At 71.3% G+C, this 24710-nt stretch carries 20 protein-coding genes and 1 pseudogene; 19 read left to right on the forward strand and 2 right to left on the reverse strand.

Annotated elements, in window-relative coordinates:
- Window positions 1-41 precede the first annotated feature (41 nt).
- The 9 genes and pseudogenes from QWJ90_RS02735 (at window position 42) to QWJ90_RS02775 (ending at window position 10427) form a co-directional block, all read left to right on the forward strand.
- Window positions 42-1346 carry an ABC transporter substrate-binding protein gene (locus QWJ90_RS02735; protein ID WP_290106060.1) on the forward strand — a complete coding sequence of 435 codons (1305 nt, stop codon included), beginning with the start codon at window positions 42-44 and terminating at the stop codon, window positions 1344-1346.
- 67 nt (window positions 1347-1413) lie between these two features.
- Entirely contained in the window at window positions 1414-2397 is a 984-nt protein-coding gene (locus tag QWJ90_RS02740) for a carbohydrate ABC transporter permease (protein ID WP_290106061.1), read from the forward strand.
- Complete coding sequence (locus tag QWJ90_RS02745) at window positions 2394-3284, forward strand: carbohydrate ABC transporter permease (RefSeq protein WP_436836677.1); 891 nt, start codon at window positions 2394-2396, stop codon at window positions 3282-3284. Before QWJ90_RS02740 ends, QWJ90_RS02745 begins: the two co-directional genes overlap by 4 nt.
- Before the next feature lie 2 nt (window positions 3285-3286).
- Window positions 3287-3931: a hypothetical protein gene (locus tag QWJ90_RS02750; RefSeq protein ID WP_290106062.1), complete on the forward strand. Its 645-nt coding sequence runs from the start codon at window positions 3287-3289 to the stop codon at window positions 3929-3931.
- Between the two features lie 32 nt (window positions 3932-3963).
- Window positions 3964-6021 carry a beta-galactosidase gene (locus tag QWJ90_RS02755; RefSeq protein ID WP_290106063.1) on the forward strand — a complete coding sequence of 686 codons (2058 nt, stop codon included), beginning with the start codon at window positions 3964-3966 and terminating at the stop codon, window positions 6019-6021.
- Between the two features lie 144 nt (window positions 6022-6165).
- Window positions 6166-7293: a Gfo/Idh/MocA family protein gene (locus QWJ90_RS02760; protein WP_290106354.1), complete on the forward strand. Its 1128-nt coding sequence runs from the start codon at window positions 6166-6168 to the stop codon at window positions 7291-7293.
- A gap of 5 nt (window positions 7294-7298) precedes the next feature.
- A complete protein-coding gene (locus QWJ90_RS02765) occupies window positions 7299-8504 on the forward strand; it encodes a dihydrodipicolinate synthase family protein (RefSeq protein WP_290106355.1) in 1206 nt (401 codons plus the stop codon).
- Window positions 8501-9358 (forward strand): annotated as a pseudogene (locus tag QWJ90_RS02770) (sugar phosphate isomerase/epimerase family protein); the annotation flags it as partial. The gene QWJ90_RS02765 and the pseudogene QWJ90_RS02770, both read left to right, overlap by 4 nt.
- Before the next feature lie 37 nt (window positions 9359-9395).
- Window positions 9396-10427: a LacI family DNA-binding transcriptional regulator gene (locus tag QWJ90_RS02775; RefSeq protein WP_290106064.1), complete on the forward strand. Its 1032-nt coding sequence runs from the start codon at window positions 9396-9398 to the stop codon at window positions 10425-10427.
- A gap of 113 nt (window positions 10428-10540) precedes the next feature.
- Here QWJ90_RS02775 and QWJ90_RS02780 read toward each other — a convergent pair whose 3' ends face one another.
- On the reverse strand, window positions 10541-11521 hold the full coding sequence (locus QWJ90_RS02780) for a LacI family DNA-binding transcriptional regulator (RefSeq protein ID WP_290106356.1): 981 nt from the start codon (window positions 11519-11521) through the stop codon (window positions 10541-10543).
- A 129-nt stretch (window positions 11522-11650) separates the two neighbouring features.
- On the opposite strand from QWJ90_RS02780, the gene rhaI reads away from it, so the two are divergent.
- The 5 genes from rhaI to QWJ90_RS02805 all read left to right on the forward strand — a co-directional run bounded on the left by rhaI (window position 11651) and on the right by QWJ90_RS02805 (window position 18246).
- Window positions 11651-12832: an L-rhamnose isomerase gene (gene rhaI / locus QWJ90_RS02785; RefSeq protein ID WP_290106065.1), complete on the forward strand. Its 1182-nt coding sequence runs from the start codon at window positions 11651-11653 to the stop codon at window positions 12830-12832.
- Entirely contained in the window at window positions 12829-13677 is an 849-nt protein-coding gene (locus tag QWJ90_RS02790) for an alpha/beta hydrolase fold domain-containing protein (RefSeq protein ID WP_290106066.1), read from the forward strand. Before rhaI ends, QWJ90_RS02790 begins: the two co-directional genes overlap by 4 nt.
- Window positions 13678-13720: 43 nt before the next feature.
- Window positions 13721-15757: a bifunctional aldolase/short-chain dehydrogenase gene (locus QWJ90_RS02795; protein ID WP_290106067.1), complete on the forward strand. Its 2037-nt coding sequence runs from the start codon at window positions 13721-13723 to the stop codon at window positions 15755-15757.
- Between the two features lie 96 nt (window positions 15758-15853).
- Window positions 15854-17272: a rhamnulokinase gene (locus tag QWJ90_RS02800; protein WP_290106068.1), complete on the forward strand. Its 1419-nt coding sequence runs from the start codon at window positions 15854-15856 to the stop codon at window positions 17270-17272.
- Window positions 17269-18246: a serine hydrolase domain-containing protein gene (locus QWJ90_RS02805; protein ID WP_290106069.1), complete on the forward strand. Its 978-nt coding sequence runs from the start codon at window positions 17269-17271 to the stop codon at window positions 18244-18246. Before QWJ90_RS02800 ends, QWJ90_RS02805 begins: the two co-directional genes overlap by 4 nt.
- Window positions 18247-18249: 3 nt before the next feature.
- Here the strand turns inward: QWJ90_RS02805 and QWJ90_RS02810 are convergent, their stop codons facing one another.
- Window positions 18250-19158: a pseudouridine synthase gene (locus QWJ90_RS02810; RefSeq protein ID WP_290106070.1), complete on the reverse strand. Its 909-nt coding sequence runs from the start codon at window positions 19156-19158 to the stop codon at window positions 18250-18252.
- A gap of 65 nt (window positions 19159-19223) precedes the next feature.
- Between QWJ90_RS02810 and QWJ90_RS02815 the strand changes: the two genes are divergently transcribed.
- The 5 genes from QWJ90_RS02815 (at window position 19224) to QWJ90_RS02835 (ending at window position 24704) form a co-directional block, all read left to right on the forward strand.
- Window positions 19224-19958, forward strand: coding sequence for a FadR/GntR family transcriptional regulator (locus QWJ90_RS02815; protein ID WP_290106071.1), 735 nt, complete (start codon window positions 19224-19226; stop codon window positions 19956-19958).
- Window positions 19927-21201, forward strand: a complete 1275-nt coding sequence (locus QWJ90_RS02820) for an alpha-hydroxy acid oxidase (RefSeq protein WP_290106072.1) — start codon at window positions 19927-19929, stop codon at window positions 21199-21201. The genes QWJ90_RS02815 and QWJ90_RS02820 overlap by 32 nt, the downstream gene beginning before the upstream one ends.
- 71 nt (window positions 21202-21272) lie before the next feature.
- Window positions 21273-22214, forward strand: a complete 942-nt coding sequence (locus QWJ90_RS02825) for a quinone oxidoreductase family protein (protein ID WP_290106073.1) — start codon at window positions 21273-21275, stop codon at window positions 22212-22214.
- 68 nt (window positions 22215-22282) lie between these two features.
- Complete coding sequence (locus tag QWJ90_RS02830) at window positions 22283-23581, forward strand: O-acetylhomoserine aminocarboxypropyltransferase/cysteine synthase family protein (protein ID WP_290106074.1); 1299 nt, start codon at window positions 22283-22285, stop codon at window positions 23579-23581.
- Window positions 23582-23645: 64 nt separating this feature from the next.
- Entirely contained in the window at window positions 23646-24704 is a 1059-nt protein-coding gene (locus QWJ90_RS02835; RefSeq protein WP_290106075.1) for a M24 family metallopeptidase, read from the forward strand.
- Window positions 24705-24710 lie beyond the last annotated feature (6 nt).

Below are 24710 nucleotides of genomic sequence, written 5' to 3' on the forward strand. Positions count from 1 at the left end.
GCCCTAACCGGCCCGAACGACGTCGTTCTGAGAGGACATCGATGTTCCGCACCAAGAGGATGACCGCCACCGCGGCTCTCATCACGATCGGCGGGCTCACGCTCGCCGGCTGCTCCGGCTCCCAGCAGGAGGCCGCCGAGACGGTCGACCCGAACGAGGAGGTGACGCTCACCTTCGCCTTCTGGGGCAACGATGTGCGGGCCGACCTCTACGACAAGGCATTCGCGGCCTTCAACGAGGAATACCCCAACATCACCATCCAGAGCTCCTTCCTCGACTTCCCCGCCTTCTGGGAGAAGCGCCAGACGGAAGCCGCCGGCGGCGGCCTCCCCGACGTGATGCAGTTCGACTACTCGTACCTGCGCCAGTACGCGGAGAACGGTCTGCTCCTGGACCTCGAGCCCTTCCTGGGCGGGCTCATCGACGACGAGCCGCTCTCCGACGAGATCCTCGCGATCGGCGAGGTCGCCGACGGCACCTTCGGCATCCCGACCTCGACGAACGCCTGGGGTCTCTTCACGAACCCGGCGCTGCTCGAGAAGGCTGGTGTCGAGGACTTCGCAGGAGGCAGCTGGGAGGACTACAACGCCTGGATGAGCGACGTCACCGAGGGTGCTTCGGCGGCGGGCGAGGAGTTCTACGGCGGCACCGACTGGACCGGCCGCATCCAGAACTTCGAGATCCAGCAGCGCGCGAACGGCGAGGACCTCTTCACGGAGGAGGGCGAGCCGAACTTCACCGAGGATGACCTGCGCGCGTTCTGGGAGCAGGGCGAGGAGGTTCGCGGCAGCGACGCCATCATCGCCGCGCAGCAGCTCGAGGAGGTCTACCCCCTGTCGGGCTTCGACACCGCGCTCACGGCGAGTGAGCTGACCTGGGACAACTTCGGTGCTGGATATCTCGGCAACCTCGGCGAGGGATACACCGAGCTGGGCCTCACCGCTCCTCCCGTCACCGTCGAGGGCGCTGAGGACCTCTACCTGAAGCCCTCCATGCTGCACTCGATCGCCGCGTCGACCGACCACCCGGAGGCGGCGGCCACCCTCGTGGACTTCCTCGTGAACTCGCCCGAGTCCGGGGAGATCTTCGGCACCAACCGCGGCCTCCCCGCGTCGACCACCGCCCTCGAGGCGGCGGATCTCGACGCGATGAGCCAGCAGATCGCGGACTACGAGGAGTCGATCTCCGACCGCCTCGGCGACGCCCCGCCCGTGCCGATCGTCGGCTACGGCACGCTGGAGGAGAAGTTCCGCCAGCTCGGACAGGAGCTCGGGTACGGCACGGTCACGGTCGACGAGGCCGTGGACCAGTTCTTCTCCGAGATGGACGTCGTCCTCAACCAGTGATGTGAAGGTGGCCCGGGCGTGCGCCCGGGCCACCTGTCGCGTATCGCTTCGACTCGATCGGGAGATCATGACCACGACTTTGACGAGAACGATCGTCACGTCCGACAAGGGCGGGAAGCGATCGCGCGCGACCGTGCCACCGCTGCGACCCGGTCTGCGGAAGAAGGGCCTGCGCGAATCGCTGGCCGGCTACGCCTTCCTCGCGCCCTGGCTGGTGGGCTTCTTCGGGCTGACGGTGGGGCCCATGGCGTACTCGCTCTACCTGTCGTTCACCTCGTACAACCTGTTCTCGGACCCGAAGTGGGTGGGTCTGGGCAACTACGTGCGCATGTTCACCGACGACCCGCAGTTCATCCAGTCCGCGCAGATCACGCTCGTGTACGTGATCGTCGGCACCCCCATCAAGCTCGCCGCGGCTCTCGCGGTGGCGATGCTGCTGAACTACCGCGACAAGGGCGCCGCGTTCTTCCGGTCGGCGTTCTACGCCCCGTCGCTGATCGGCGCCTCGGTGTCGGTCGCGATCGTGTGGCGGGCGATGTTCAACACCGAGGGCCCCGTCGACTCGGGGCTGTCGCTGCTGGGGCTGAACCTCGGCGGATGGGTCGGGAACGTCGACCTCGTCGTGCCGATGATGATCCTGCTGGCGGTATGGCAGTTCGGCGGCACCATGGTCATCTTCCTCGCCGGCCTGAAGCAGGTCCCGAAGGAGCTGTACGAGGCCGCGGAGATGGACGGCGCGGGAGCCGTGCGCCGGTTCAAGGCGGTCACCGTGCCGATGCTCTCGCCGGTGATCTTCTTCAACCTGCTGCTGGAGCTCATCGGCGCGTTCCAGGTGTTCGCCTCGGCGTACATCATCTCCAACGGCTCGGGAGGGCCGGCGGGCATGACGAACTTCATCACCCTGTACCTCTACAAGCGCGGCTTCGCGGACGGGCAGTTCGGATACGCCGCCGCCATCGCGTGGATCATCCTCATCGTCGTCGGTGTCCTCGCGTTCGTGCTGTTCCGCACCCAGAAGTCCTGGGTCCACTACGCCGGAGAAGACCGATGACCGCCACCGCCCTCGTCACCACCGGAACCCCCGCCCCCAGGCGCCGCATGAAGCGCCGCACCAGCCAGACCATCATCTGGCTCGTCGGACTCACCCTGCTCACCATCGTGGTGATCTACCCGCTGCTGTGGCTGTTCCTGTCGACGTTCAAACCCAACAGCGAGTTCGGATCGAACCAGGGACTCATCCCCCAGGCCCCCACGCTGGAGAACTACGCCAAGGTCGCCGAGGGCATCGCCGGCATCTCGATGTGGACGTTCTTCTCCAACTCCCTCATCCTCGCCGTGTCCGCCGTCATCGGCACCGTGCTGTCCTCCGCCCTCGCCGCGTACGCGTTCGCGCGGGTGAAGTTCAAGGGACTCGGGATCCTGTTCACCGCGATGATCGGCACCCTGCTGCTGCCGTTCCACGTCGTGATCATCCCGCAGTACATCTGGTTCCAGAAGCTCGGATTCGTGGACACCTTCGTGCCCCTGATCCTCCCGAAGTTCCTCGCCACCGAGGCCTTCTTCGTGTTCCTCATCGTGCAGTTCGTCCGCCAGATCCCCCGCGACATGGACGAGGCCGCCCGCATCGACGGCGCCGGCCACGGCCGCATCTTCTGGTCGATCATCCTGCCCCTGGTCAAGCCCGCCCTCATCACGTGCGCGATCTTCACCTTCATCTGGACCTGGAACGACTTCATGGGCCCGCTGCTGTACCTGAACAGCCCCGAGAATTACCCGCTCCCCATCGCCCTGCGCCTCTACAACGACCAGACTGCGACGAGTGACTACGGCGCCACCGTCACGGCATCCTTCGTCGCCCTCATCCCCGTCCTGCTGTTCTTCATCGTCTTCCAGCGCTTCCTCATCGGCGGCGTCGCCACTCAGGGCCTCAAGGGCTGACGGTGACGAGACGCGAGCGAGACGCGCGACGGGCGGCGGCGTCCGGCGCGGGTCCGACCCGAGAGGCGCCGGGGCGCAACCCCGGCGCCTCAGGCGCGTTCGCTCTCTTCGGCGAGGTGCTGCTCACCGGCGTGCTCATCACGGCGGCGGGTCTTCTCGTCGTGACGCTTCCCGCGGCCCTTGCGTCCGGTTCCCGGCACCTCCGCCGCTACGTGGCGGCCGAGGGCTCGTCGCTGCGGGCATTCTGGAGCGACTTCCGACGGGCGCTCCTCCCCTCCGGGATCCTGGTGGGCCTCGTGTCCGCCCTCATCGCGGCCGTGCTCGCCGCCGACATCCTGCTCGCGACCACGAGCGCGCTGCCCGGCGGCCGGATCATCGGCGTCGTGGGCGCCGTCCTCGCGGCGGTCCTCGCCGGTGCGCTCCTCGCCACAGCCGGAGCCTGGCGACCCGAGACCGGCTGGTTCGCGGCGATCCGCTCGCTTCCCGGCAGCGCGGCACGCGACATCCCGGGGGCGCTCTACCTCGTCGTCGCCGCCTGCTTCGTGGCGCTCGCGACGTGGATGCTCATCCCCCTCATCGTGCCAGCGCTCGGCTGCGCGGCACTCGCCGTCGTCGCGGTGCCCGAGCGCCCGCGCCGCACCCACTGAACCACCAACGCAACGACGAGAAGAACGAGGCCATGCTCTACGGCGCCGACTACAACCCCGACCAGTGGCCTGAGGACGTGTGGGACGACGACGTCTCCCGCATGCAGGAGGCCGGCGTCACCACGGTGAGCCTCGGCATCTTCTCGTGGTCGCGCATCCAGCCGGCGCCCGACGTGTGGGATTTCTCCTGGCTCGACACCATCATCGGCAAGCTGCACGCGGGCGGGATCGGCGTGAACCTCGCCACGGCCACCGCGTCGCCGCCGCCGTGGGCGACCGTCGCGCATCCCGACATCCTCGCCGCCGACGAGAACGGCGCGCCGTACTGGCACGGATCGCGCCAGCACCACTCCCCTTCATCGCCGACCTACCGGGCCCTCGCGGCGGAGCTCGTGCGGCGGCTCGCCGAGCGCTACGCGCATCACCCGGCGGTCGTCATGTGGCATGTCGGGAACGAGTCAGGATGCCACCTCCCTGTCGAGTACTCCGACGCCGCTCGCGACGCATTCCGCCGGTGGCTCCAGAACCGATACGAGACCATCCCGGCGCTGAACGAGGCGTGGGGCACGGCGTTCTGGTCGCAGCGCTACGGCGCCTGGGAGGAGGTCTTCCCGCCGCGGAAGGCGCCGTACAGCCGCAACCCCTCGCAGGTGCTGGACTACCACCGCTTCATGTCGGACATGTGGCTCGAGTGCTACATCGCCGAGCGCGACATCATCCGCGCGGCCGGCGGCAGGCAGCCCATCTCGACGAACATGATGGGCCCCTTCAAGCCCGCTGACTACACGACGTGGGCGCCGCACATCGACGTCATCACCGACGACTGCTACCCCGATCCCCTCGACCCGCAGCGCGTGCGCAACACCGCCTTCCAGCGCGACCTGGTGCGCTCGCTCAAGCGCGGCCATCCGTGGCTGCTCATGGAGCAGGCGACCGATGCCGTCAACTGGCGTCCGGCCAATCCGTCCAAGCGCGACGGGCAGCTGAGTGCGGAGACCGCGCAGTCGATCGGGCGCGGCGCGGACGGCATCCTCTTCTTCCAGTGGCGGCAGTCGCGCGCGGGCAGCGAGAAGTTCCACTCGGCGATGCTCCCCCACGCCGGGACGCGCACGCGCACCTGGCGCGAGGTCACCGCGCTCGGCGCGAACCTCGCCCAGCTGCCCGAGCTGCCGACGCCCGGTGATGACGCGCAGGTGGCGCTCGTGTTCGACTGGGAGAACTGGTGGGCGCTCGAGGCGGCAGACCATCCGAACCGCGTGGACTACCTCGCGCTGATGCGGGAGTGGTACGGAACGCTGCACCGGCGCGGGATCATGGTCGACATCGTGAGGCCCGAGCACGTCGACAGCCGGTACCGCCTGGCCGTCGCGCCGTTCCTCTACCTGCTGCGCGATGAGGGCGCTGCCGCGCTGGAGCGGTTCGCGGCGCAGGGCGGCACCCTGCTGACCGGCCCGTTCAGCGACATCGTGGATGGCAACGACCGCTTCCGCGCTGACGGCTTCCTCACGCAGCTGGGGCCAGTGCTCGGGGTGGCGCTCGAGGACTTTCGCGCCCTCGTGCCGCCCGCACTCGACCAGGTCGCCGAGCGTGCGGGCGAGGAAGGCGCGACCGGAGCCGGCGCCGACACGCGCATCGACGCCGCCCTGCGCGAGGCGCGCTTCGTGCTCGACGGCGCCGACGCGGTCGGGACCTACTTCGCCGAGGCGCTGTTCGCCGACGACGCGGACGTCGTGGCGGCCTTCACGTCCGGCCCCTCGCGCGGACGGCCCGCACTCACCCGCCGCGCGCACGGCACCGGGTCGGCCTGGTACCTCGCGACGATGCCCGACGCGCCGGCACTGGACCGCGTCGTGGCCCGCCTCGTCGAGGACGCAGGGGTTTCGCCCGTGCTCTCGTCGCCGCTGCCCGAGAACGTGGAGGTGGCCCGCCGCGGCGACCTCGTGACGATCATCAACCACGGGACAGCGCCGGTGTCGATCGAGGTCGTCGGCACGCGCCTCGAGGACGACGAGGCGATCAGCAGCGTGGAGCTCGAGCCGCAGGAGTCGGCCTTCCTGCTCGCGCCGGCGCGGGTGGCCGTCTCGGCCTGAGCGCGCTCGCTTGCACGCCGCGGCGGCGTGTGTCACACTCGAACCACGTTTGGAAAGCGTTTACCCGTTCGGCTCCGCCCGACGAGAGAGCAAGGAAGCATCGTGAGCAACGCGACCCCCGCCATCCGCGAGATCGGCATCATCATGAACGGCGTCTCCGGACGCATGGGCTACCGGCAGCACCTGGTGCGGTCGATCCTCGCCATCCGCGATGCGGGCGGCGTCGAGCTGCCCGACGGCTCCAAGGTCACCGTGCGCCCGCTCCTCGTCGGGCGCAGCGAGGCGAAGCTCGCCGAGATCGCGGCTGAGCACGGCATCGCCGACTACACCACAGACCTCGACGCCGCGCTCGCCGATCCGCAGTGGGAGATCTACGCGGACTTCCTCGTGACGAAGGCGCGCGCCACGGCGCTCCGCAAGGCGATCGCCGCCGGCAAGGCCATCTACACGGAGAAGCCCACGGCCGAGTCCGTCGAGGAGGCCCTCGAGCTCGCCCGTCTCGCGCAGGAGGCGGGCGTCAAGACCGGCGTCGTGCACGACAAGCTCTACCTGCCGGGCCTGCAGAAGCTCAAGCGCCTCATCGACTCCGGCTTCTTCGGCCGCGTCCTCTCCGTGCGCGGCGAGTTCGGCTACTGGGTGTTCGAGGGCGACTGGCAGCCCGCGCAGCGCCCGAGCTGGAACTACCGCGCGGAGGACGGCGGCGGCATCATCGTCGACATGTTCCCGCACTGGAACTACGTGCTGGAGAACCTCTTCGGCGAGGTCAAGAGCGTGTACTCGCAGGCGTCCATCCACATCGCCGACCGCTGGGACGAGAAGGGCGAGCGCTACGACGCGACCGCCGAGGACGCGGCGTACGGCATCTTCGAGCTCGAGGGCGACATCGTCGCGCAGATCAACTCCAGCTGGACCACGCGCGTGAACCGCGACGAGCTCGTCGAGTTCCACGTGGACGGCACGCACGGCTCCGCCGTGGTCGGCCTGTTCGGCGCGAAGATCCAGCCCCGCAACGCGACCCCGAAGCCGGTCTGGAACCCCGACCTCGAGGACACGCACGACTACGACGAGGACTGGCAGCAGGTCCCCACGAACGACGTGTTCCTCAACGGCTTCCGGCAGCAGTGGGAGGAGTACCTGACCTCCTACGCGCTGGGCACGGACTACCCGTTCGACCTCCTCGCCGGCGCACGCGGCGTGCAGCTCGCCGAGGCCGGTCTCGAGTCGAGCCGCACGGGCGCGAAGGTCGTCCTCCCCGAGCTCAAGCTGGCGTGAGCGCGATGGCAGAGCACTTCACGCTGGTCGGCCACGACGGCCGACTCGGCCGCGTCGATCTCAACGCCGCCGGCGGGTACGCGAAGCCGGCAGGGGCGCTGCGGAGCCGCGTCGCCTACGCGGCCGCGCACGTCGTCCCCGTCACCTGGGGCGACAACACTCCCGGGCAGCCCGCGCAGATCGATTGGGATGCCACCCTCGGCTTCCGTCGCGCGGTCTACTCGTGGGGTCTGGGCGTCGCCGACGCCATGGACACCGCCCAGCGCAACATGGGCCTCGACGCGGCCGCGGTGCGCGAGCTCATCGCGCGGAGCGCCGAGGTCGCCCGCGAGGAGGGCGGCTCGGTCGTCGTCGGCGTCAACACCGACCACGTCGACGAGCACTCCATCTCGCTGGAAGCCGTCATCGACGCGTACAAGGAGCAGCTGCACTTCACCGAGGAGCAGGGCGCGGGCCCCGTGCTCATGGCGTCGCGCCACCTCGCACGCACCGCGACCAGCGCGACCGACTACCTGCGCGTGTACGGCGCGGTCCTGCAGTCGGCGAGCGCCCCGGTCGTCCTGCACTGGCTGGGAACGGCTTTCGATCCGGAGCTCGCCGGCTACTTCGGCGGCGAGGACTGGGAGACCGCGTCGCAGACGCTCATCCGCATCATCGAGGAGAACCCGGGCAAGGTCTCGGGCGTCAAGATGAGCCTGCTGAACGCCGAGTCGGAGGTCGCGGTCCGCGAGCGCCTGCCCGAGGGCGTGCGCATGTACACCGGCGACGACTTCAACTACGTCGGGCTCATCGGCGGGGCGGATGTCCCGGCCGCGTCCCAGCCGAAGGCCGGTGCCGGGGCGACGCGCACGCACTCCGATGCGCTGCTCGGCGCCTTCGCGGCGATCACCCCGGTGGCCTCCGCGGCCATCCAGGCACTCGACGCCGGCGACCCGGACGAGTACCTCCGCATCCTCGGCCCCACCGAGGAGCTCAGCCGCCAGGTGTTCGCGGCGCCCACGTTCTACTACAAGACCGGCGTGGCTTTCCTCGCCTGGCTGAACGGGCACCAGTCGGCGTTCCAGATGGTGGGCGGCCTGCACTCGGCTCGCAGCATCCCCCACCTGTCGCGCATCGTGGAGCTCGCGAATGCGGCGAACGCCCTCGAGGATCCGTCGCTCGCGGCCGCACGCTGGAGCGACTACCTGCGTCTGAACGGAGTGGACGCATGAGCGCGCACCCCCGCCTGTCGATCAATCAGGCCACGATCAAGCACACCACCGTCGCGCAGGCCGTGCAGGTCGTCACGGGCGCCGGCATCGAGGCCATCGGCCTGTGGCGCGAGCAGGTGCAGGAGGCCGGGCTGCAGGAGTCGGCGAGGATCATCGCGGACTCCGGCCTCCGCTACTCCACCCACTGCCGCGGCGGCTGGTTTACGGCACCGGAGGGCTCGGCGCGCCGTGCCGCCATCGACGACAACCGACGCGCGATCGAGGAGACCGCCACGTTGGCCGCAGCCGGCGCCGAAGGGTCCCGCGCCGTGCTCGTGCTTGTCGTGGGCGGCCTGCCCGAGGGCTCTCGCGACCTCGTCGGCGCCCGGCAGCGGGTGAGCGACGCCGTCGCGGAGCTCGCACCCGATGCGCAGGCAGCCGGCGTCACACTCGCCCTCGAGCCGCTGCACCCGATGTACGCGTCGGACCGCTCCGTGCTGTCCACCCTGCCGCAGGCGCTCGACATCGCGGCGGACTTCGACCCGGCGGTGGTCGGCGTCACGGTGGACACCTTCCACCTGTGGTGGGATCCCGACGTGCTCGAGCACATCGCGCGCGCGGGCCGCGAGGGCCGCATCGCGACGTACCAGGTCTGCGACTGGAAGACGCCGCTCGAGGCCGACAACCTGCTGTCGCGCCACTACCCGGGTGACGGCATGATCGACTTCGGACCGATGACCCGTGCGGTCATCGAGACCGGATACGACGGCGACATCGAGGTCGAGCTGCTCAACCAGTCGATCTGGGACACGCCTCCGGCCGAAGCCGTGCGCCGCACGGTGCGCGGCTTCGAATGCGCGGTCGCGCCCTACCTCGCCCGACCCCCCACTCCTCTCGGGATAGGCTCAGCGGATGACCGACACCACGGTGCGCACCGGCGCGGCACCGACGCTCCACGACGTCGCCCGCGAGGCGGGCGTCTCCCTCGCGACGGCCTCGCGCGTCCTCAACGGCTCCAACCGCAAGGTGGCCGAGACGTACCGCGAGCGCGTGCAGGCGGCAGCCGATCGGCTCGGTTACACCGCGAACATCTCCGCACAGGCGATCGCGCGTGGGACGTCCGCGACCGTGGCCCTCCTCGTGGCCGACATCGCGGACCCCTACTTCGGGCAGATCGCCTCCGGCGTGGCGCACGCCGCCGATGAAGCCGGCCTCATCGTCACGATCGCGATGACCGAGCGCGACCCGGCCCGTGAGGTGGCGCTCGTGCGCACCCTCCGCGGTCAGCGCCCACGCGGCATCGTCCTCGCCGCCTCGCGCGACACCGCGAGCGACACCGACGCGCTCTCGGCCGAGATCGCCGCCGTGCAGTCCGTGGGCGGGCGCATCGTCACCCTCGGCGCCGCGCTGCCCGGAACCCGCGTCGTCGCCTATGAGAACGAGGCGGGCGCCCGCGCGCTCGCCGGCCGTCTCGCCGAGCTCGGATACCGCGACGCCGTCGTGCTCGCCGGCCCCGAGGGTCTGCGCACCTCCGACGACCGCCTCGCGGGCTTCGCGCAGGGCTTCGAGGATGGCGGGGGCCGGGTCACGCAGGTCGTCCGCGGCTCGATCTCGCGGGACGCCGGCTACCGCGCGATGTCCGAGCTCCTGAACGCGGGGATCGCGCCCGGCACGCTCGTCTTCGGAATCAGCGACGTCGTCGCGATCGGCGCGATCTCGGCGATCCGCGATGCGGGCCGCGAGCCGGGCGCCGACCTCGCCGTAGCGGGCTTCGACGACATCGTCACCGGACGCGACGTCACACCCGGTCTCACGACCGTGCACCTGCCCCTCGAGGAGCTCGGAGCGCAGGCCCTGCGCGCCGCAGTGGACCCGGACTGGACCCCGCCCGAGCCGGTCTCCCTCGAGGTCCTCCTCCGCGACAGCACTCCGCCGCGCGCCTGAGCCCGGGGCGTCGACGCGCGTTCGGGAGGAGAAGTGCCTTCCGGAGGAGGAACCGCGCGGACCCGTCCTCCCGAACGCACATCGCCTCCGGGAGGCGGCGCGAGAGCGGCTGACTACGCGGTCTCGCGCGGCACGAGCTGCGGCTCGAACCGCACGTGCTCCCCCGGTTCGCGCGCCAGCAGCTCCACGGCGGTCGCCCCGAGCTGCTCAGCGGGCTGGCGCACGGAGGTCAGCGGGACGACCGTGGAGGCGGCGAAGTCGATGTCGTCGTATCCGACGATGGCCATGTCCTCCGGCACCCGAACGCCGCCGGACATCGTCAGAGCCTGCAGCAGCCCCACCGCCACGAGATCGTTGGCCGCGAAGATCCCGTCCGGCCGGTCCGCGGCCTCCCGACGCAGCAGCGCCTCGCCGGCAGCGCGCCCGTGGTCGACCGTGAGGTCCTCGAGACCCAGCCGCTCCAGCTGGGCCCCGGCCCGATCGGAGACCGCGCGACGCGCACCCTCGTAGCGGTCGCGCACCTGACGCAGATCCCGCGGACCCCCGACGAAGGCGATGCGCCGGCATCCGCGCTCGAGCAGCCGCTCCACGGCCATCCGGCCGCCCTTCCGGTCGTCCACCGAGACCGTCGACAGGCCATCCGAGTCACCCTCGTGGTCCACGAGGACGACGGGCACGCCGCGCTCCGCAAGCCGCTCGAAGTGCTCGAGCTCGGCGGTGAGCGGGGTGGCGATCACGCCGCTGGCCCGCTGCTCGGCGAAGAGATCGATGAGACGGCGCTCGCGGCCGCTGTCGCGTGCGCTGTCGGAGAGGAGCACCGAGAGTCCGACCTCCTCTGCGCGGGCATCCGCGCCGCGAGCGACGTCGGCGTAGAACGGGTTGCGCATGTCGAGCACGATGAGGCCGATGCTGCGGCTGCGGCCGGCGCGAAGCTGGCGGGCGGCATCGTTGCGCACGTACCCGAGGTCCGCGATGGCGGCCCGGACGCGCTCGACCGTCTCCGGCGCCACCCGCTCGGGGTGGTTGAGCGCGTTCGAGACGGTGCCGGCCGACACCCCGGCGCGCGCCGCGACGTCCTTGACGCTGACGGTCATCCGCACCTCCTGCCCCATCATATCGAGCGGGCTCGGGCATGGCCCGGCGACGCGGTTGACCTGGTGCCCGACGATGTCTACCATGGAGACAACGATGCGTTAAATCGTTTTAAGCGAAAGGCACTGTCGATGACGACCCCCACCACCTCCGTCCTGAGCGACGAGATCCTCGGGCAGCTCGAAAAGCAGGCGATCGAGCTCCCCTCCTGGGCGTTCGGCAACTCCGGCACGCGTTTCAAGGTCTTCGCGACGCCCGGCACCCCGCGCGACCCGTTCGAGAAGATCTCCGACGCCGCCCAGGTCAACAAGCTCACCGCGCTGGCGCCGTCGGTCGCGCTGCACATCCCGTGGGACCTCGTCGACAGCTTCGACGACCTCCGCAAGCACGCCGAGGACAACGGCGTCGAGCTCGGCACCATCAACTCCAACACGTTCCAGGACGACGACTACAAGTTCGGCGCCCTCACGCACGAGGACGCGGCCGTCCGCCAGAAGGCGATCGACCACCACCTCGCGTGCATCGACGTCATGGACGCCACCGGCTCGCGCGACCTCAAGATCTGGCTCGCCGAGGGCTCGAACTACCCGGGCCAGGCCGACATGCGCGGCCGCCAGGACCGCCTGAACGAGTCGCTGCAGAAGATCTACGACCGCCTCTCCGGCGAGCAGCGCCTCGTGCTCGAGTACAAGTTCTTCGAGCCGGCGTTCTACCACACCGACGTCCCGGACTGGGGCACCTCCTACGCCCAGGTGGCGACGCTCGGCGAGCGCGCGATGGTCTGCCTCGACACGGGTCACCACGCTCCCGGCACCAACATCGAGTTCATCGTCATGCAGCTGCTGCGCCTCGGCAAGCTCGGCTCGTTCGACTTCAACTCGCGCTTCTACGCGGACGACGACCTCATCGTGGGCGCGGCGGACCCGTTCCAGCTCTTCCGCATCGTGTTCGAGGTCATCCGCGGCGGCGGCTACGCGAACCCCGACGTGGCCTTCATGCTCGACCAGTGCCACAACGTCGAGAACAAGATCCTCGGCCAGATCCGCTCGGTGCTCAACGTGCAGGAGATGACGGCTCGCGCGCTGCTCGTCGACCAGGAGGCGCTGCGTGCCGCCCAGGTGTCGGGCGACGTGCTCGGCGCGAACGCGGTCTTCATGGACGCGTTCTACACCGATGTCCGTCCGGGCCTCGCCGAGTGGCGCGAATCACGCGGTCTCCCGGCCGACCCGATGGCCGCCTACCTCGCCTCGGGCTACCAGGAGAAGATCGAGGCCGAGCGCGTGGGCGGCGTCCAGGCAGGCTGGGGCGCGTGAGCGAACCCCGTGAGCGGACGCTCGACGGACCCCACGGGCCGCTGAGCGTCCGCATCTATCCCGCGAGCGCGCCCTCCGGGGCGGCGCTCGTGTGGGCGCACGGCGGGGCGTTCGCCTTCGGCGACCTCGACATGCCCGAGGCGGACGAGGTGTCGCGCGCGTTCGCCGCGCGCGGCATCCCCGTCGTCTCCGTCGACTACGCACTCGCTCCCGTGACGGCCGCACTCGGCCGTCCGGACGAGGTGCGCGACGGCGCGATCTACCCCGTGGCCTCGGAGGAGCTCGCGTTCGCGTTCGCGTGGACGCGCGAGCACGCCGAGGAGCTCGGCGCGGACCCCGCCAGGGTCGCGCTCGGCGGCACGAGCGCGGGCGGCAACCTCGCAGCAGGCGCGATCCTGCGCCTGCTCGACCAGGGCGCCGCGCTCCCCGCACTGTCGGTGCTCGCCTACCCGACGCTGCACGCGGTGCAGCCGACGACCCGCGACGAGCTGAAGGCCCGGCTCGCCGAGGCAGGCCTCGCCGACCAGTTCTCCGCCGAGCCGGTCCGCCGCATGTACGAGAACTACCTCGGCGGTTCGGTCGCGGACCCGGAACCCGCCGCGGTGCCCGGCGTCGCGACCGCGGAGCAGCTGCGCGACTACCCGCCCGCGATCATCGTCACGGGCGACCTCGATGAGCTCCGCGTCTCCGGCGAGGCGTTCGCCGACACGCTGCGCGAGGCCGGCGTCGACGTGGAGCTCTCCTTCGAGCCCGGCACCACGCACGGGCATCTCAACCGCCCCGACCTCGAGCCCGCGTTCACCCACACGATCGACGTCTTCACGGCGCGCGTCGCGCGGCTCTGACCATCCCCACCCCATCCCCTGTGCAGTCCACGAGAGAGACACCATGACGAACCCCACCGTCGCCGACCTCATCGCCCGGTCGAACCGACTCGGCGCCGACCCCAAGAACACCAACTACGCCGGCGGCAACACGTCGGCGAAGGGCACCGAGACCGACCCGGTCACCGGCGAGCCCGTCGAGCTGCTGTGGGTGAAGGGCTCCGGCGGAGACCTCGGCACCCTCACCGAGAAGGGCCTCGCCGCCCTCCGCCTCGACCGCATGCGCGCCCTCGTGAACGTCTACCCCGGCCTCGAGCGCGAGGACGAGATGGTCGCTGCCTTCGACTACTGTCTGCACGGCAAGGGCGGCGCCGCCCCGTCGATCGACACCGCCATGCACGGCCTCGTCGACGCCGCGCACGTCGACCACCTCCACCCCGACAGCGGCATCGCCATCGCCACGGCCGCGGATGGCGAGGAGCTGACGAAGAAGATCTTCGGCGACAAGGTGGTCTGGGTCCCGTGGCGCCGTCCCGGCTTCCAGCTCGGCCTCGACATCGCCGAGATCAAGAAGGCGAACCCGCAGGCGATCGGCACGATCCTCGGCGGCCACGGCATCACGGCCTGGGGCGACACCAGCGAGGAGTCCGAGCGCAACTCGCTCTGGATCATCGAGACCGCGCAGCAGTACATCGACGACAACGGCAAGGCGGAGCCCTTCGGCGGCGTGCGCGCCGGCTTCGAGGCGCTGCCCGAGGACGAGCGTCGCGCCAAGGCGGCCGCCCTCGCCGCGACCATCCGCGGCTTGGCCTCGACCGACAAGCCCATGGTCGGCCACTTCACGGACGCCCCGGTCGTCACCGACTTCCTCGCCTCCGAGAAGGCCCCGACGCTCGCGGAGCTCGGCACGAGCTGCCCCGACCACTTCCTCCGCACCAAGGTCAAGCCGCTCATCCTCGATCTGCCGGCATCGGCATCCGTCGAGGAGTCGATCTCTCGCCTCACGGAGCTGCACGAGCAGTACCGCGCGGACTACACCGCCTACTACGAGGCGCACGCGACCGAGGCGAGCCCGGCCATCCGCGGCGCCGACCCGCTCATCGTCCTCGTTCCCGGCGTCGGCATGTTCAGCTACGGCGCGAACAAGCAGACCGCGCGCGTGGCGGGCGAGTTCTACGTCAACGCCATCAACGTGATGCGCGGCGCCGAGGCGCTCTCGACCTACCACCCCATCTCCGACGCGGAGAAGTTCCGCATCGAGTACTGGGCGCTCGAGGAGGCCAAGCTCCAGCGCATGCCGAAGCCGAAGACCCACCAGGGGCGCATCGCGTTCGTGACGGGCGCGGCCTCCGGCATCGGCAAGGCCATCGCCACCCGCCTCGCGGCCGAGGGCGCCTGCGTCGTCGTTGCGGACCTCGACCTCGAGAAGGCGCAGGCGGCGGCGGCCGAGCTCGGCGGCTCCGATGTCGCCATCGGCGTCGCCGCGAACGTCGCCGACGCCGACGGCGTGCAGGCCGCGATCGACGCGACTCTCCTCGCCTTCGGCGGGATCGATCTCGTGGTGAACAACGCGGGTCTGTCGCTGTCGAAGCCGTTGCTCGAGACCACCGAGAAGGACTGGGACCTCCAGCACGACGTCATGGCGAAGGGCTCGTTCCTCGTCGCGAAGGCGGCGGCCAAGGCCCTCATCGAGCAGGGCATGGGCGGCGACGTCATCTACATCTCCTCGAAGAACTCCGTCTTCGCGGGCCCGAACAACATCGCCTACTCCGCCACGAAGGCCGACCAGGCCCACCAGGTGCGTCTGCTGGCCGTCGAGCTCGGCGAGCACGGCGTGCGCGTGAACGGCATCAACCCCGACGGCGTCGTGCGCGGCTCCGGCATCTTCGCCGCGGGCTGGGGCGCCAACCGCGCCGCCACCTACGGCGTGAAGGAAGAGGACCTCGGCCAGTTCTACGCCAACCGCACGATCCTCAAGCGCGAGGTCGTGCCCGAGAACGTCGCCGACGCGGTGTACGTCCTCACCGGCCCCGAGCTGAGCCGCACCACGGGCCTGCACATCCCCGTCGACTCGGGCGTCGCAGCCGCCTTCCTGCGCTGACCCGCGCCCGGATCCCCGATTCGCGCCCCGGCCGCACCCGCGGCGCGAATCGGGGATCCTCCCCTGCCCCCTCTCTTCCCCACCAAGGAGCACGCCATGAGCGTCACCGTCGCCGCCGTCGACCTCGGAGCCACCAGCGGACGGGTCATGCTCGGCCATGTCGGCCCCGACGAGCTGCGCCTCGAGGCGATCGCCCGCTTTCCCAACACACCCGTCGAGACGATCGACGGCCTGCACTGGAACATCCTCGAGCTGTACCGCTCGATCGTCGACGGCCTCCGCGCGGCAGCCCAGGCGGGCGAGGTCGCATCGATCGGCATCGACTCGTGGGCGGTCGACTACGCGCTCATCCGCGACGGTCGGATGCTCGGCACCCCCTACCACTACCGTGACGCCCGCACCGCGGCCGGCGTCGACGCCGTGCACGCCGTGGCTCCGTTCGCCGAGCTGTACGGCGAGAACGGACTGCAGTTCCTCGCGTTCAACACGCTCTACCAGTTCGCCGCCGACCGGATCGCGGGCACCCTGGACCTCGCCGACGAGGCCCTCCTCATCCCCGACCTCATCGCCTACTGGCTGACCGGCGAGCGCGTCGCCGAGAGCACCAACGCCTCCACGACGGGCCTGCTGCGCGTCGACGGCTCGGAGTGGAACCGGCCGCTGGCCGAGAGCGTCGGCATCCCGTCGCGCCTCCTCCCCGCACTCGTCCAGCCCGGACAGCGCATCGGCGTGCTCCGCGACGCCGTGCAGACCGCGACCGGCCTCACCGACGCCACCCCGGTCGTCGCGGTCGGCTCGCACGACACCGCATCTGCCGTCGTCGCCGTGCCGATGACCGACCCCGACGCCGCCTACATCAGCTGCGGCACGTGGGGCCTCGTGGGCGTCGAGCTCGACGCCCCCGTGCTCACCGAGGCCAGCCGCGCGGCGAACTTCACGAACGAGGGCGGCGTGGACGGCCGCGTCCGGTTCCTCCACAACGTCATGGGCCTGTGGCTGCTGTCGGAGTCGGTGCGCGCGTGGGAGCGCGAGTCGGGCGAGACCGTCGACCTGCCCCAGCTCCTCGCGCAGGCGGCGGCCGTCACGGCGCCGCAGCCCGTGTTCGACGCCAACGACCCCGTCTTCACCGCGCCCGGCGGCATGCCCGAGCGCATCGCCGCGTGGCTGTCCGAGCGCGGGATGGCCGCGCCGCAGTCGCGCGCGGAGTTCACCCGCTGCATCGTCGAGAGCCTCGCCTCCGCCTTCGCCGAAGCCGTCCACACCGCATCGGACCTCTCCGGCAAGCGCGTGGGCGCCATCCACCTCGTCGGCGGCGGCTCGCTCAACGAGCTCCTCTGCCAGCTCACCGCCGACCGCGCAGGTCTCCCCGTGCTCGCGGGCCCCGTGGAGGCCACGGCGCTCGGCAACGTGCTCGTGCAGGCGCGGGCGCTCGGCGAGATCTCGGGGTCGCTCGAGGAGCTGCGCGACCTCGTCGCGCGCACCACGTCGCCCCGCCGCTTCGCCCCCCGCGCATGACCTCCGCCTACGCGGCCGCGTTCGACTGGGCCCGCCGTCACGTCGACGACGGGCGCCTGCCCACCGCCGTGCTGGGCGTCGCCACCGCGCATGGCATCGTCGCGCTCGATGCCTTCGGCGCGACGGATGGCCGTGCCGCGCGCATCGAGGACCGCTATCGCCTGTTCTCGATCACCAAGACGCTCGCCGGGCTCGCCGCCGCGCGCGCCGTCGAACGCGGGCAGCTCGGAATCCTCACGCCGCTGTCGGTCGCCGTGCCCGAGATCTCCGACGTGCGCGACGACGTCGTGCGGCTCGACCATCTCGTGAGTCACACCGCGGGCATCGCCGAGCCGCCGCTCGACGCTCCGCAGGGATTGCCCGCCGCGCTGCGCGAGGGCGGGCGCGACTTCGCCGCCGGCTCGGCCTCGCGCTACTCCTCCGTGGCCTTCCAGGGCGTCGCCGAGCTCGTCGCGCACGCGACCGGTCGTTCCTGGGAGCACGACGTCGCCGTCTTCGCGCCCGGCATCACCCTCGGCGACGAGTCCGTGCCGCACGATGTCGTCGACGCCGCGGCCGGCGGGCTCGACCTGTCGCGCTTCGCCGCACTGCGGCACCCCGGCGCCGGTGCGATCGGAAGCGCGGCCGACCTCCTCGAGCTCGGCGCCGCGCTGCTGCGCGACGGCGTCGCGGGCACGGGCGGAATCGTCCGTCCGGAGACGCTGGCGATGATGCGGCGCCCGCTCACCGGCGCCATCCCGCGACTCGATCCCTACCCCGCCGAGCGCGGCCAGGACTGGGGCTTCTCGTGGAATCTCCGCACCCGCGCGCCGGGTCTCATCGACCGCGACGTCTACGGCCACGCCGGATGGTCGGGGACCGAGTTCTGGATCCATCCGACCGTGGGCATCGCGTGGGTGCTGCTGACCAACCGCGCCTCGCGCCAGGGCGTGGACCCCGACGAGCTCGACAACGCGCTCGTCGCCGGGTTCTGAGCGTCAGCCCGGGAACGCCTCGAGGCGCCGCGGGCTCGTGAACGACCGCTCGATGCCGTCGACCGGATCGACGAACGTGAGCGTGCGCGCGAGCAGCTGCAGCGGGGTGGAGAAGTCGTCGATGTCGACATCCTGCACACGGGGATAGATCGGGTCGCCGACGATGGGTCGCCCGATGCGATTCATGTGCAGCCGGATCTGGTGCGTCTTCCCCGTGAACGGCATGGCGCGGTAGCGCGCGAGGTCGCCCCGCGACTGGATGAGCTCGATCATCGTGTGCGCATTGGGGTCGCGGTCATCGTGCTCGAACGCCTGCATCACCCCGTGCTGCTTCGTGATGTGGCTGCGCACGTGCACGGGGAGCTCGAGCGCGCCGGGAGCCGCCGCGACCGCCTCGTATTCCTTCTGCGGCACGCGATCCTCGAACATGCTCTGATAGGCGCGTCGCCAGCGCCGCTCGGTGGTGAGCAGCAGCACGCCGGCCGTGACGCGGTCGAGCCGATGCGCGGGCGAGAGCTCGGGCAGCCCGAGCATGCGGCGAGCGCGCACCACCACGCTCTGCTGCACGTGTCGTCCGCGCGGGATCGTGGCGAGGAAGTGCGGTTTGTCGACGACGACGATGCGCTCGTCCTGGTGCAGCACGTCGAGCGAGAACGGCACCTCCGCCTCCTCCCGCAGATCGCGGTGGAACCAGACGAACGCGTGCGGCCGGAAGGGCGCGTCCGGGGCGAGCGGATGGCCCTGCTCGTCCACGAAGGCGCCTTCCGCGAGCATCTCGTCGATCCGCCCCGGCGCGAGCCGCGGCATCCGCTCGACGAGGTGGTCGCGGAGCCGGGTGTGGGCGCTCGCCCCCGGCGTCCGCAGCCAGGCGGCGTCGAGGCCGTAGCGCTGAGGGAGCGGCGAGCGGGGCATGCTCCGACGGTACCTCGTGCTAGCCTGTGGTCAGACCACAGTGGTCAGACCACACGGGAGACGTCATGGCCGACGAGCAGCGCGCGTGGGAGAGCGTCCTCTCCCACCTCGAGGGGGCGCTCCTCGACGGCACCCTCCGGCCGGGCGACCGGCTTCCCGGCGAGCGCGCGCTGGCCGCGGACCTCGGCGTCGGCCGCTCCAGCGTTCGCGAGGCCATCCGCGTGCTCGAGGTCCTCGGGCTCGTCCGGACGGCGTCCGGCTCGGGCCCCACCGCGGGCGCGATCATCGTCGCCGTGCCCGGCGGCGGCATGTCGGCCCTCATGCGGCTGCAGCTCGCGGCCAGTGGCTTCCCCGTCGCCGACATCGTCGACACGCGCCTCGTGCTGGAGACCCACGTCGCCCAGCACCTCGCCCGCTCGCAGCCCGACCTCGCATCGTCGACCGCGCTGGTCGAGGCGATGGACGACTCCTCCCTCACCGAGGCGGAGTTCCTCGCGCTCGACCAGCAGTTCCACCTCTCCCTGGCCGAGGCGTCGGGGAACCAGGTGGTGACGGCCACGATGGCCGGGCTCCGCTCGGCCATCGAGTCGTACGTCACCGCGGGAGCGCACGCGGTGGACGACTGGCCCGCCACCGCGCGCCGCCTGCGCGACGAGCACCGCGGGATCCTCGCCGCGATCGCCGCCGCCGACGAGGCCGAGGCGACCCGCGCCATCCGCGACCACATCACCGGCTACTACGACCAGATCACGATCGGAAAGGACCAGCATGGTCAAGCGACAGCTGCCGAATCCCGCTGAGCTCTTGGAGCTCATGCAGTTCAAGAAGCCCGAGCTCGATGCGCGCAAGCGCCGCCTCGACGCCGCCCTCACCACGTACGACCTGCGCGACATCGCCAAGCGCCGCACGCCCGCTGCAGCCTTCGACTACACCGACGGCGGCGCCGAGGGCGAGCTGTCGATGCACCGCGCGCGCCAGGCGTTCGAGGACATCGAGCTGCACCCCGACATCCTGCGGCCCGCCGCGCACGTGGACACGACCACGGAGATCCTCGGCGGCACGAGCGCCATGCCGTTCGGCATCGCGCCCACCGGCTTCACACGCCTGATGCAGACCGAGGGCGAGACCGCCGGAGCGGGCGCCGCCGCCGCCGCCGGCATCCCGTTCACGCTGTCAACGCTCGGCACCACCTCCATCGAGGACGTGAAGGCCGCCAACCCGAACGGCCGCAACTGGTTCCAGCTCTACGTGATGCGCCAGCGCGAGATCTCCTACGGTCTCGTCGAGCGCGCGGCCAAGGCCGGCTTCGACACCCTCATGTTCACCGTCGACACCCCGGTCGCCGGCGCGCGCCTGCGCGACAAGCGCAACGGCTTCTCGATCCCGCCGCAGCTCACGCTCGGCACGATCGTCAACGCCATCCCCCGCCCCTGGTGGTGGATCGACTTCCTCACGACCCCGAAGCTCGAGTTCGCCTCGCTCTCCACCACCGGCGGCACCGTGGGCGACCTGCTGAACGCGGCGATGGACCCGACCATCTCGTACGACGACCTCGAGGTCATCCGCGAGATGTGGCCGGGCAAGCTCGTCGTCAAGGGCGTGCAGAACGTGTCCGACGCCGTGCGGCTCATCGACCGCGGCGTGGACGGCATCATCCTGTCGAATCACGGCGGCCGTCAGCTCGATCGTGCACCGATCCCGTTCCATCTGCTGCCGCAGGTCGTGCGCGAGGTCGGCGAGGACGCCACGGTCATGATCGACACCGGCATCATGAACGGCGCCGACATCGTCGCCTCGGTCGCCCTCGGCGCCAAGTTCACGCTCGTCGGCCGCGCGTACCTGTACGGCCTCATGGCCGGCGGGCGCCAGGGCGTCGACCGCATGATCGACATCCTCCGCACCGAGCTCGAGCGCACCATGGCGCTCCTCGGGGTCTCGAGCCTCGACGAGCTGGAGCCGCGTCACGTCACGCAGCTCACGCGCCTCATGCCGGTGTCGGCCACGACCGCCGCCGCCGCCGAGGGCGTCGCCGCTCGCGCCTGATCCCGCTCCCGCGCGGCCCGCGGCTTCCGGTCCTCCGACCGGGAAGCCGCGGGGCGCGCTAGCGTGAGGGCATGGCGCAGGCGATCCAGCACACCGAATTGGGCGGACCCGAGGTCCTGACCCTGGCAGACGTCCCCGATCCCGTCCCCGGAGCCGGCGAAGTGGCCATCCGAGTCGAGGCTGCGGGCGTGAACCCGGTCGACATCAAGCTCCGCAGCGGGCTGCGGCCATCCGACCCGATCACCGAGCCCCGGCGCGTGGGCAGCGACGGCGCCGGGCACATCGCCGCTGTCGGCTCCGACGTCGAGGGATTCCGCGTCGGCGACCCCGTCGTCTTCACGGGTGCGATCGGGGCGTGCGCGACGGATGTCGTCGTCCCCGCCGTGCACGTCTTCGCCCGGCCCGCGGGCGTCACCGCCGCGCAGGGCGCCGCGCTCGGGATCCCCGTCGGGACGGCCTACCAGACGCTGCGCTCGCTCGCGGTGCGCGCCGACGACACGCTGCTCGTGCACGCCGGCTCCGGCGCGGTCGGTCAGGCCCTCATCCAGCTCGCCGCCCTCCAGGGCGCGCGCGTCATCGCGACCACGAGCGATCGCCGCGCGGACCGCGTGCGCGGCCTCGGCGCCGAGCCCGTCGCGTACGGGTCGGGTCTCGTCGACCGGGTGCGCGCTCTCGCGCCGGATGGCCCCACCGTCGTCATCGACGCAGCCGGCACCGAGGAGGCGCTCGAGAGCTCGCTCACGCTCCTCGCCGACCGATCCCGCATCGCCACGCTCGTGCAGGGCGCGAAGGGACTCGCCCTCGGCATCCGCGCATTCAAGGGCGGCTCCCCCCTCCCCCTGACGCCGCAGCAGGAGTCCTGGCGGCTCGAGGCCATCCCGGTCGCCCTCGCGCTCATGGCCGCCGGGCGCTTCAGCGTCGAGCTCGGACCTTCGCTCCCCCTCGCCGAAGCCGCTCGCGCGCACCGGCTCGTCGACGAGGGCGCCGACGGGAAGGTCGTGCTCCTCCCCTGAGCCGCGTCCCGCGCAATACGGCGTCACACGGTTCCGGAGGCGCCGGTGGCGCTCGGCAGAATGGCCCCATGACACAGGCGCAGGGATTCGCGACGACCCAGCTGCACGAGGGCTACACCCCGGGGATGCCGCAGTTCACCGTCGCGACGCCGGTGTACCAGTCCTCCGCCTACGTCTTCTCCTCCCTCACCGAGGCGCGCGAGAAGTTCGCGCTGCGGGAGAAGGGCTACATCTACAGCCGCAACAACAACCCGACGCAGGCCGTGCTCGAGCAGCGCCTGGCCGCCCTCGAGGGCGGCGTCGCGGCGGCCGCCGTCTCGTCCGGGCAGGCGGCGGTCGCGCTCGCGACCCTCGCGCTCCTCGGCCGAGGCGGCCACGTCGTCGCGGCGAGCCAGCTCTACGGCGGCACCGTCGATCTGTTCGACGACACCCTCCGTGACTTCGGCCTCGACGTCACCTTCGTCGACCAGGACGACTTCGACGGATGGCGCGAGGCCGTCCGCCCGGACACGCGCGCGTTCTTCGCCGAGTCCGTCGCCAACCCCATCGCCCAGGTGCTCGACATCGCGTCGGTCGCGGAGATCGCCCACGAGGCGGGCGTCCCTCTCGTCATCGACAACACCGTCGCCACCCCCTACCTGCTGCGGCCTCGCGAGCACGGCGCGGACATCGTCGTGCACTCCGCGACGAAGTTCATCGGCGGGCACGGCTCGTCACTCGGCGGGGTCGTCGTCGACCTCGGCACGTTCGACTTCGCCGCGGATCCGGAGAAGTGGCCGGCGCTGTTCGTGCCGCACCGGCGCTACGGCGACGTATCGCTGTGGGACGCCTTCGGCCCGGAGCGCGCGTTCATCACGCTCGTGAAGTCGAAGTTCGTCGGCGATCTCGGGCCCGCCCTCTCCCCCTTCAACGCGTTCCAGCTCATCCAGGGTCTGGAGACCCTCGACCTGCGGGTGAGCCGCCACGTCGAGAACGCGAAGGCGGTCGCGGCGTACCTCCACGGCCATCCGGCTGTCGGCGTGGTCTTCCACCCCTCGATCCCCACGAACCCGTGGAAGGGCATCGCCCGCACCTACCTGCCCAAGGGCTCCCCGAGCGTGTTCGCGTTCGAGCTCGCGTCCAGCTCGGAGGACGCCTTCGCGCGGGCCGAGCGCGTGATCGACGCGCTCGGCACCATCCGGCTCGTGGCGAACATCGGCGACGCGCGCACGATCGTCGCGCACCCGGCCTCCATGACCCACAACCACATGTCGCCCGAGCAGCTCGCCGCTGCCGGCATCTCGCAGGGGACCATCCGCATCTCGGTGGGTCTGGAGGACCCTGCCGACATCATCGCCGACCTCGAGCAGGCGCTCGCCCTGGCCTGAGCTGGCAGCCCCGAGAAATCGCCTTCCGCATAGAGTAGGGCGCCAGAGCAGCAGGGAGCACGCCATGTCGACACCCTCGAAGCCCGCGGTCTCGTCCGACCGTCCCGAGAAGCTCGCGCGCATCACGGAGGTCCTCGACCGACGCGGCGCGAGCGGCGTGCGCCTCACCTCGGGCGCGAGCCTCGCATGGCTGCTCGACGGGGCGCGCACGTCCGTCCCGCTCGGCGGTCCCGCCGTCTTCTCCGCGGTCGTGCGCATCGACGGCACCATCACCGTCACCGCCCTGCGCAACGAGGCGGAGCGCCTCGCCGAGGAGGAGCTCGCGGGCGTCGACATCGAGGTCGTGGACTGGTTCGCCCCGCTCGCCCCGTCGCGAGCGGGCGTTCTCGACGAGAGCGAGGTCGACGTCGAGCTGCGCGCCGCACGCGCGAGCCTGCTCCCCGCCGAGCTCGACCGCTACCGGAACCTCGGCGCCGACGCCGCTCGCGCCATGACCGAGGTGCTGACCACCGCGACGCCGGAGCTCACCGAGTTCGAGCTCGCCGGCCGCCTCACGCACGCGCTGCTCGCGCGCGGGGCGGAGCCCGCCGTCGCCCTCGTCGCCGGCGCCGCCCGCGGCGGCGTGCAGCACCCGCTCCCCACGCGAGCGCCCCTCGGCGACCGCGCCATGGCCGTCGCGACCGCCCGTCGCGACGGCCTGCACGTCAGCCTCACCCGCTGGGTGCGCTTCCGCGGCGTCGAGCCGGACGGCGCCGCGCGCATCCTCGAGGTCGAGGCCGACGCGTGGGCGGCGTGCCGCCCCGGCCGCCCGCTCGGCGACGTGCTCTCCGACATCGCACGGAGCTACCCGCGACACGGCTTCGCCGAGGACGCGTGGCTGCGCCACCATCAGGGCGGCCCCACCGGCTATGCGGGGCGCGACCCCAAGGCGTCCCCCGACGCGCAGGACCGGATCGCTCCGGGTCAGGCGTTCGCCTGGAACCCGTGGGCCCCCGGCGTGAAGACAGAGGATACGGTGGTGCGGGGCCAGGGTGATGCCGTCGAGGTGCTGAGCGTCGACCAGGAGTGGCCTACGGTGGACGTGCGCGGCGTGGCGCGACCGGTCGCGCTCGACCTCACCTGAGCGTGC

Source organism: Microbacterium oryzae (genome assembly GCF_030406385.1).
GTDB lineage: Bacteria > Actinomycetota > Actinomycetes > Actinomycetales > Microbacteriaceae > Microbacterium > Microbacterium oryzae_A.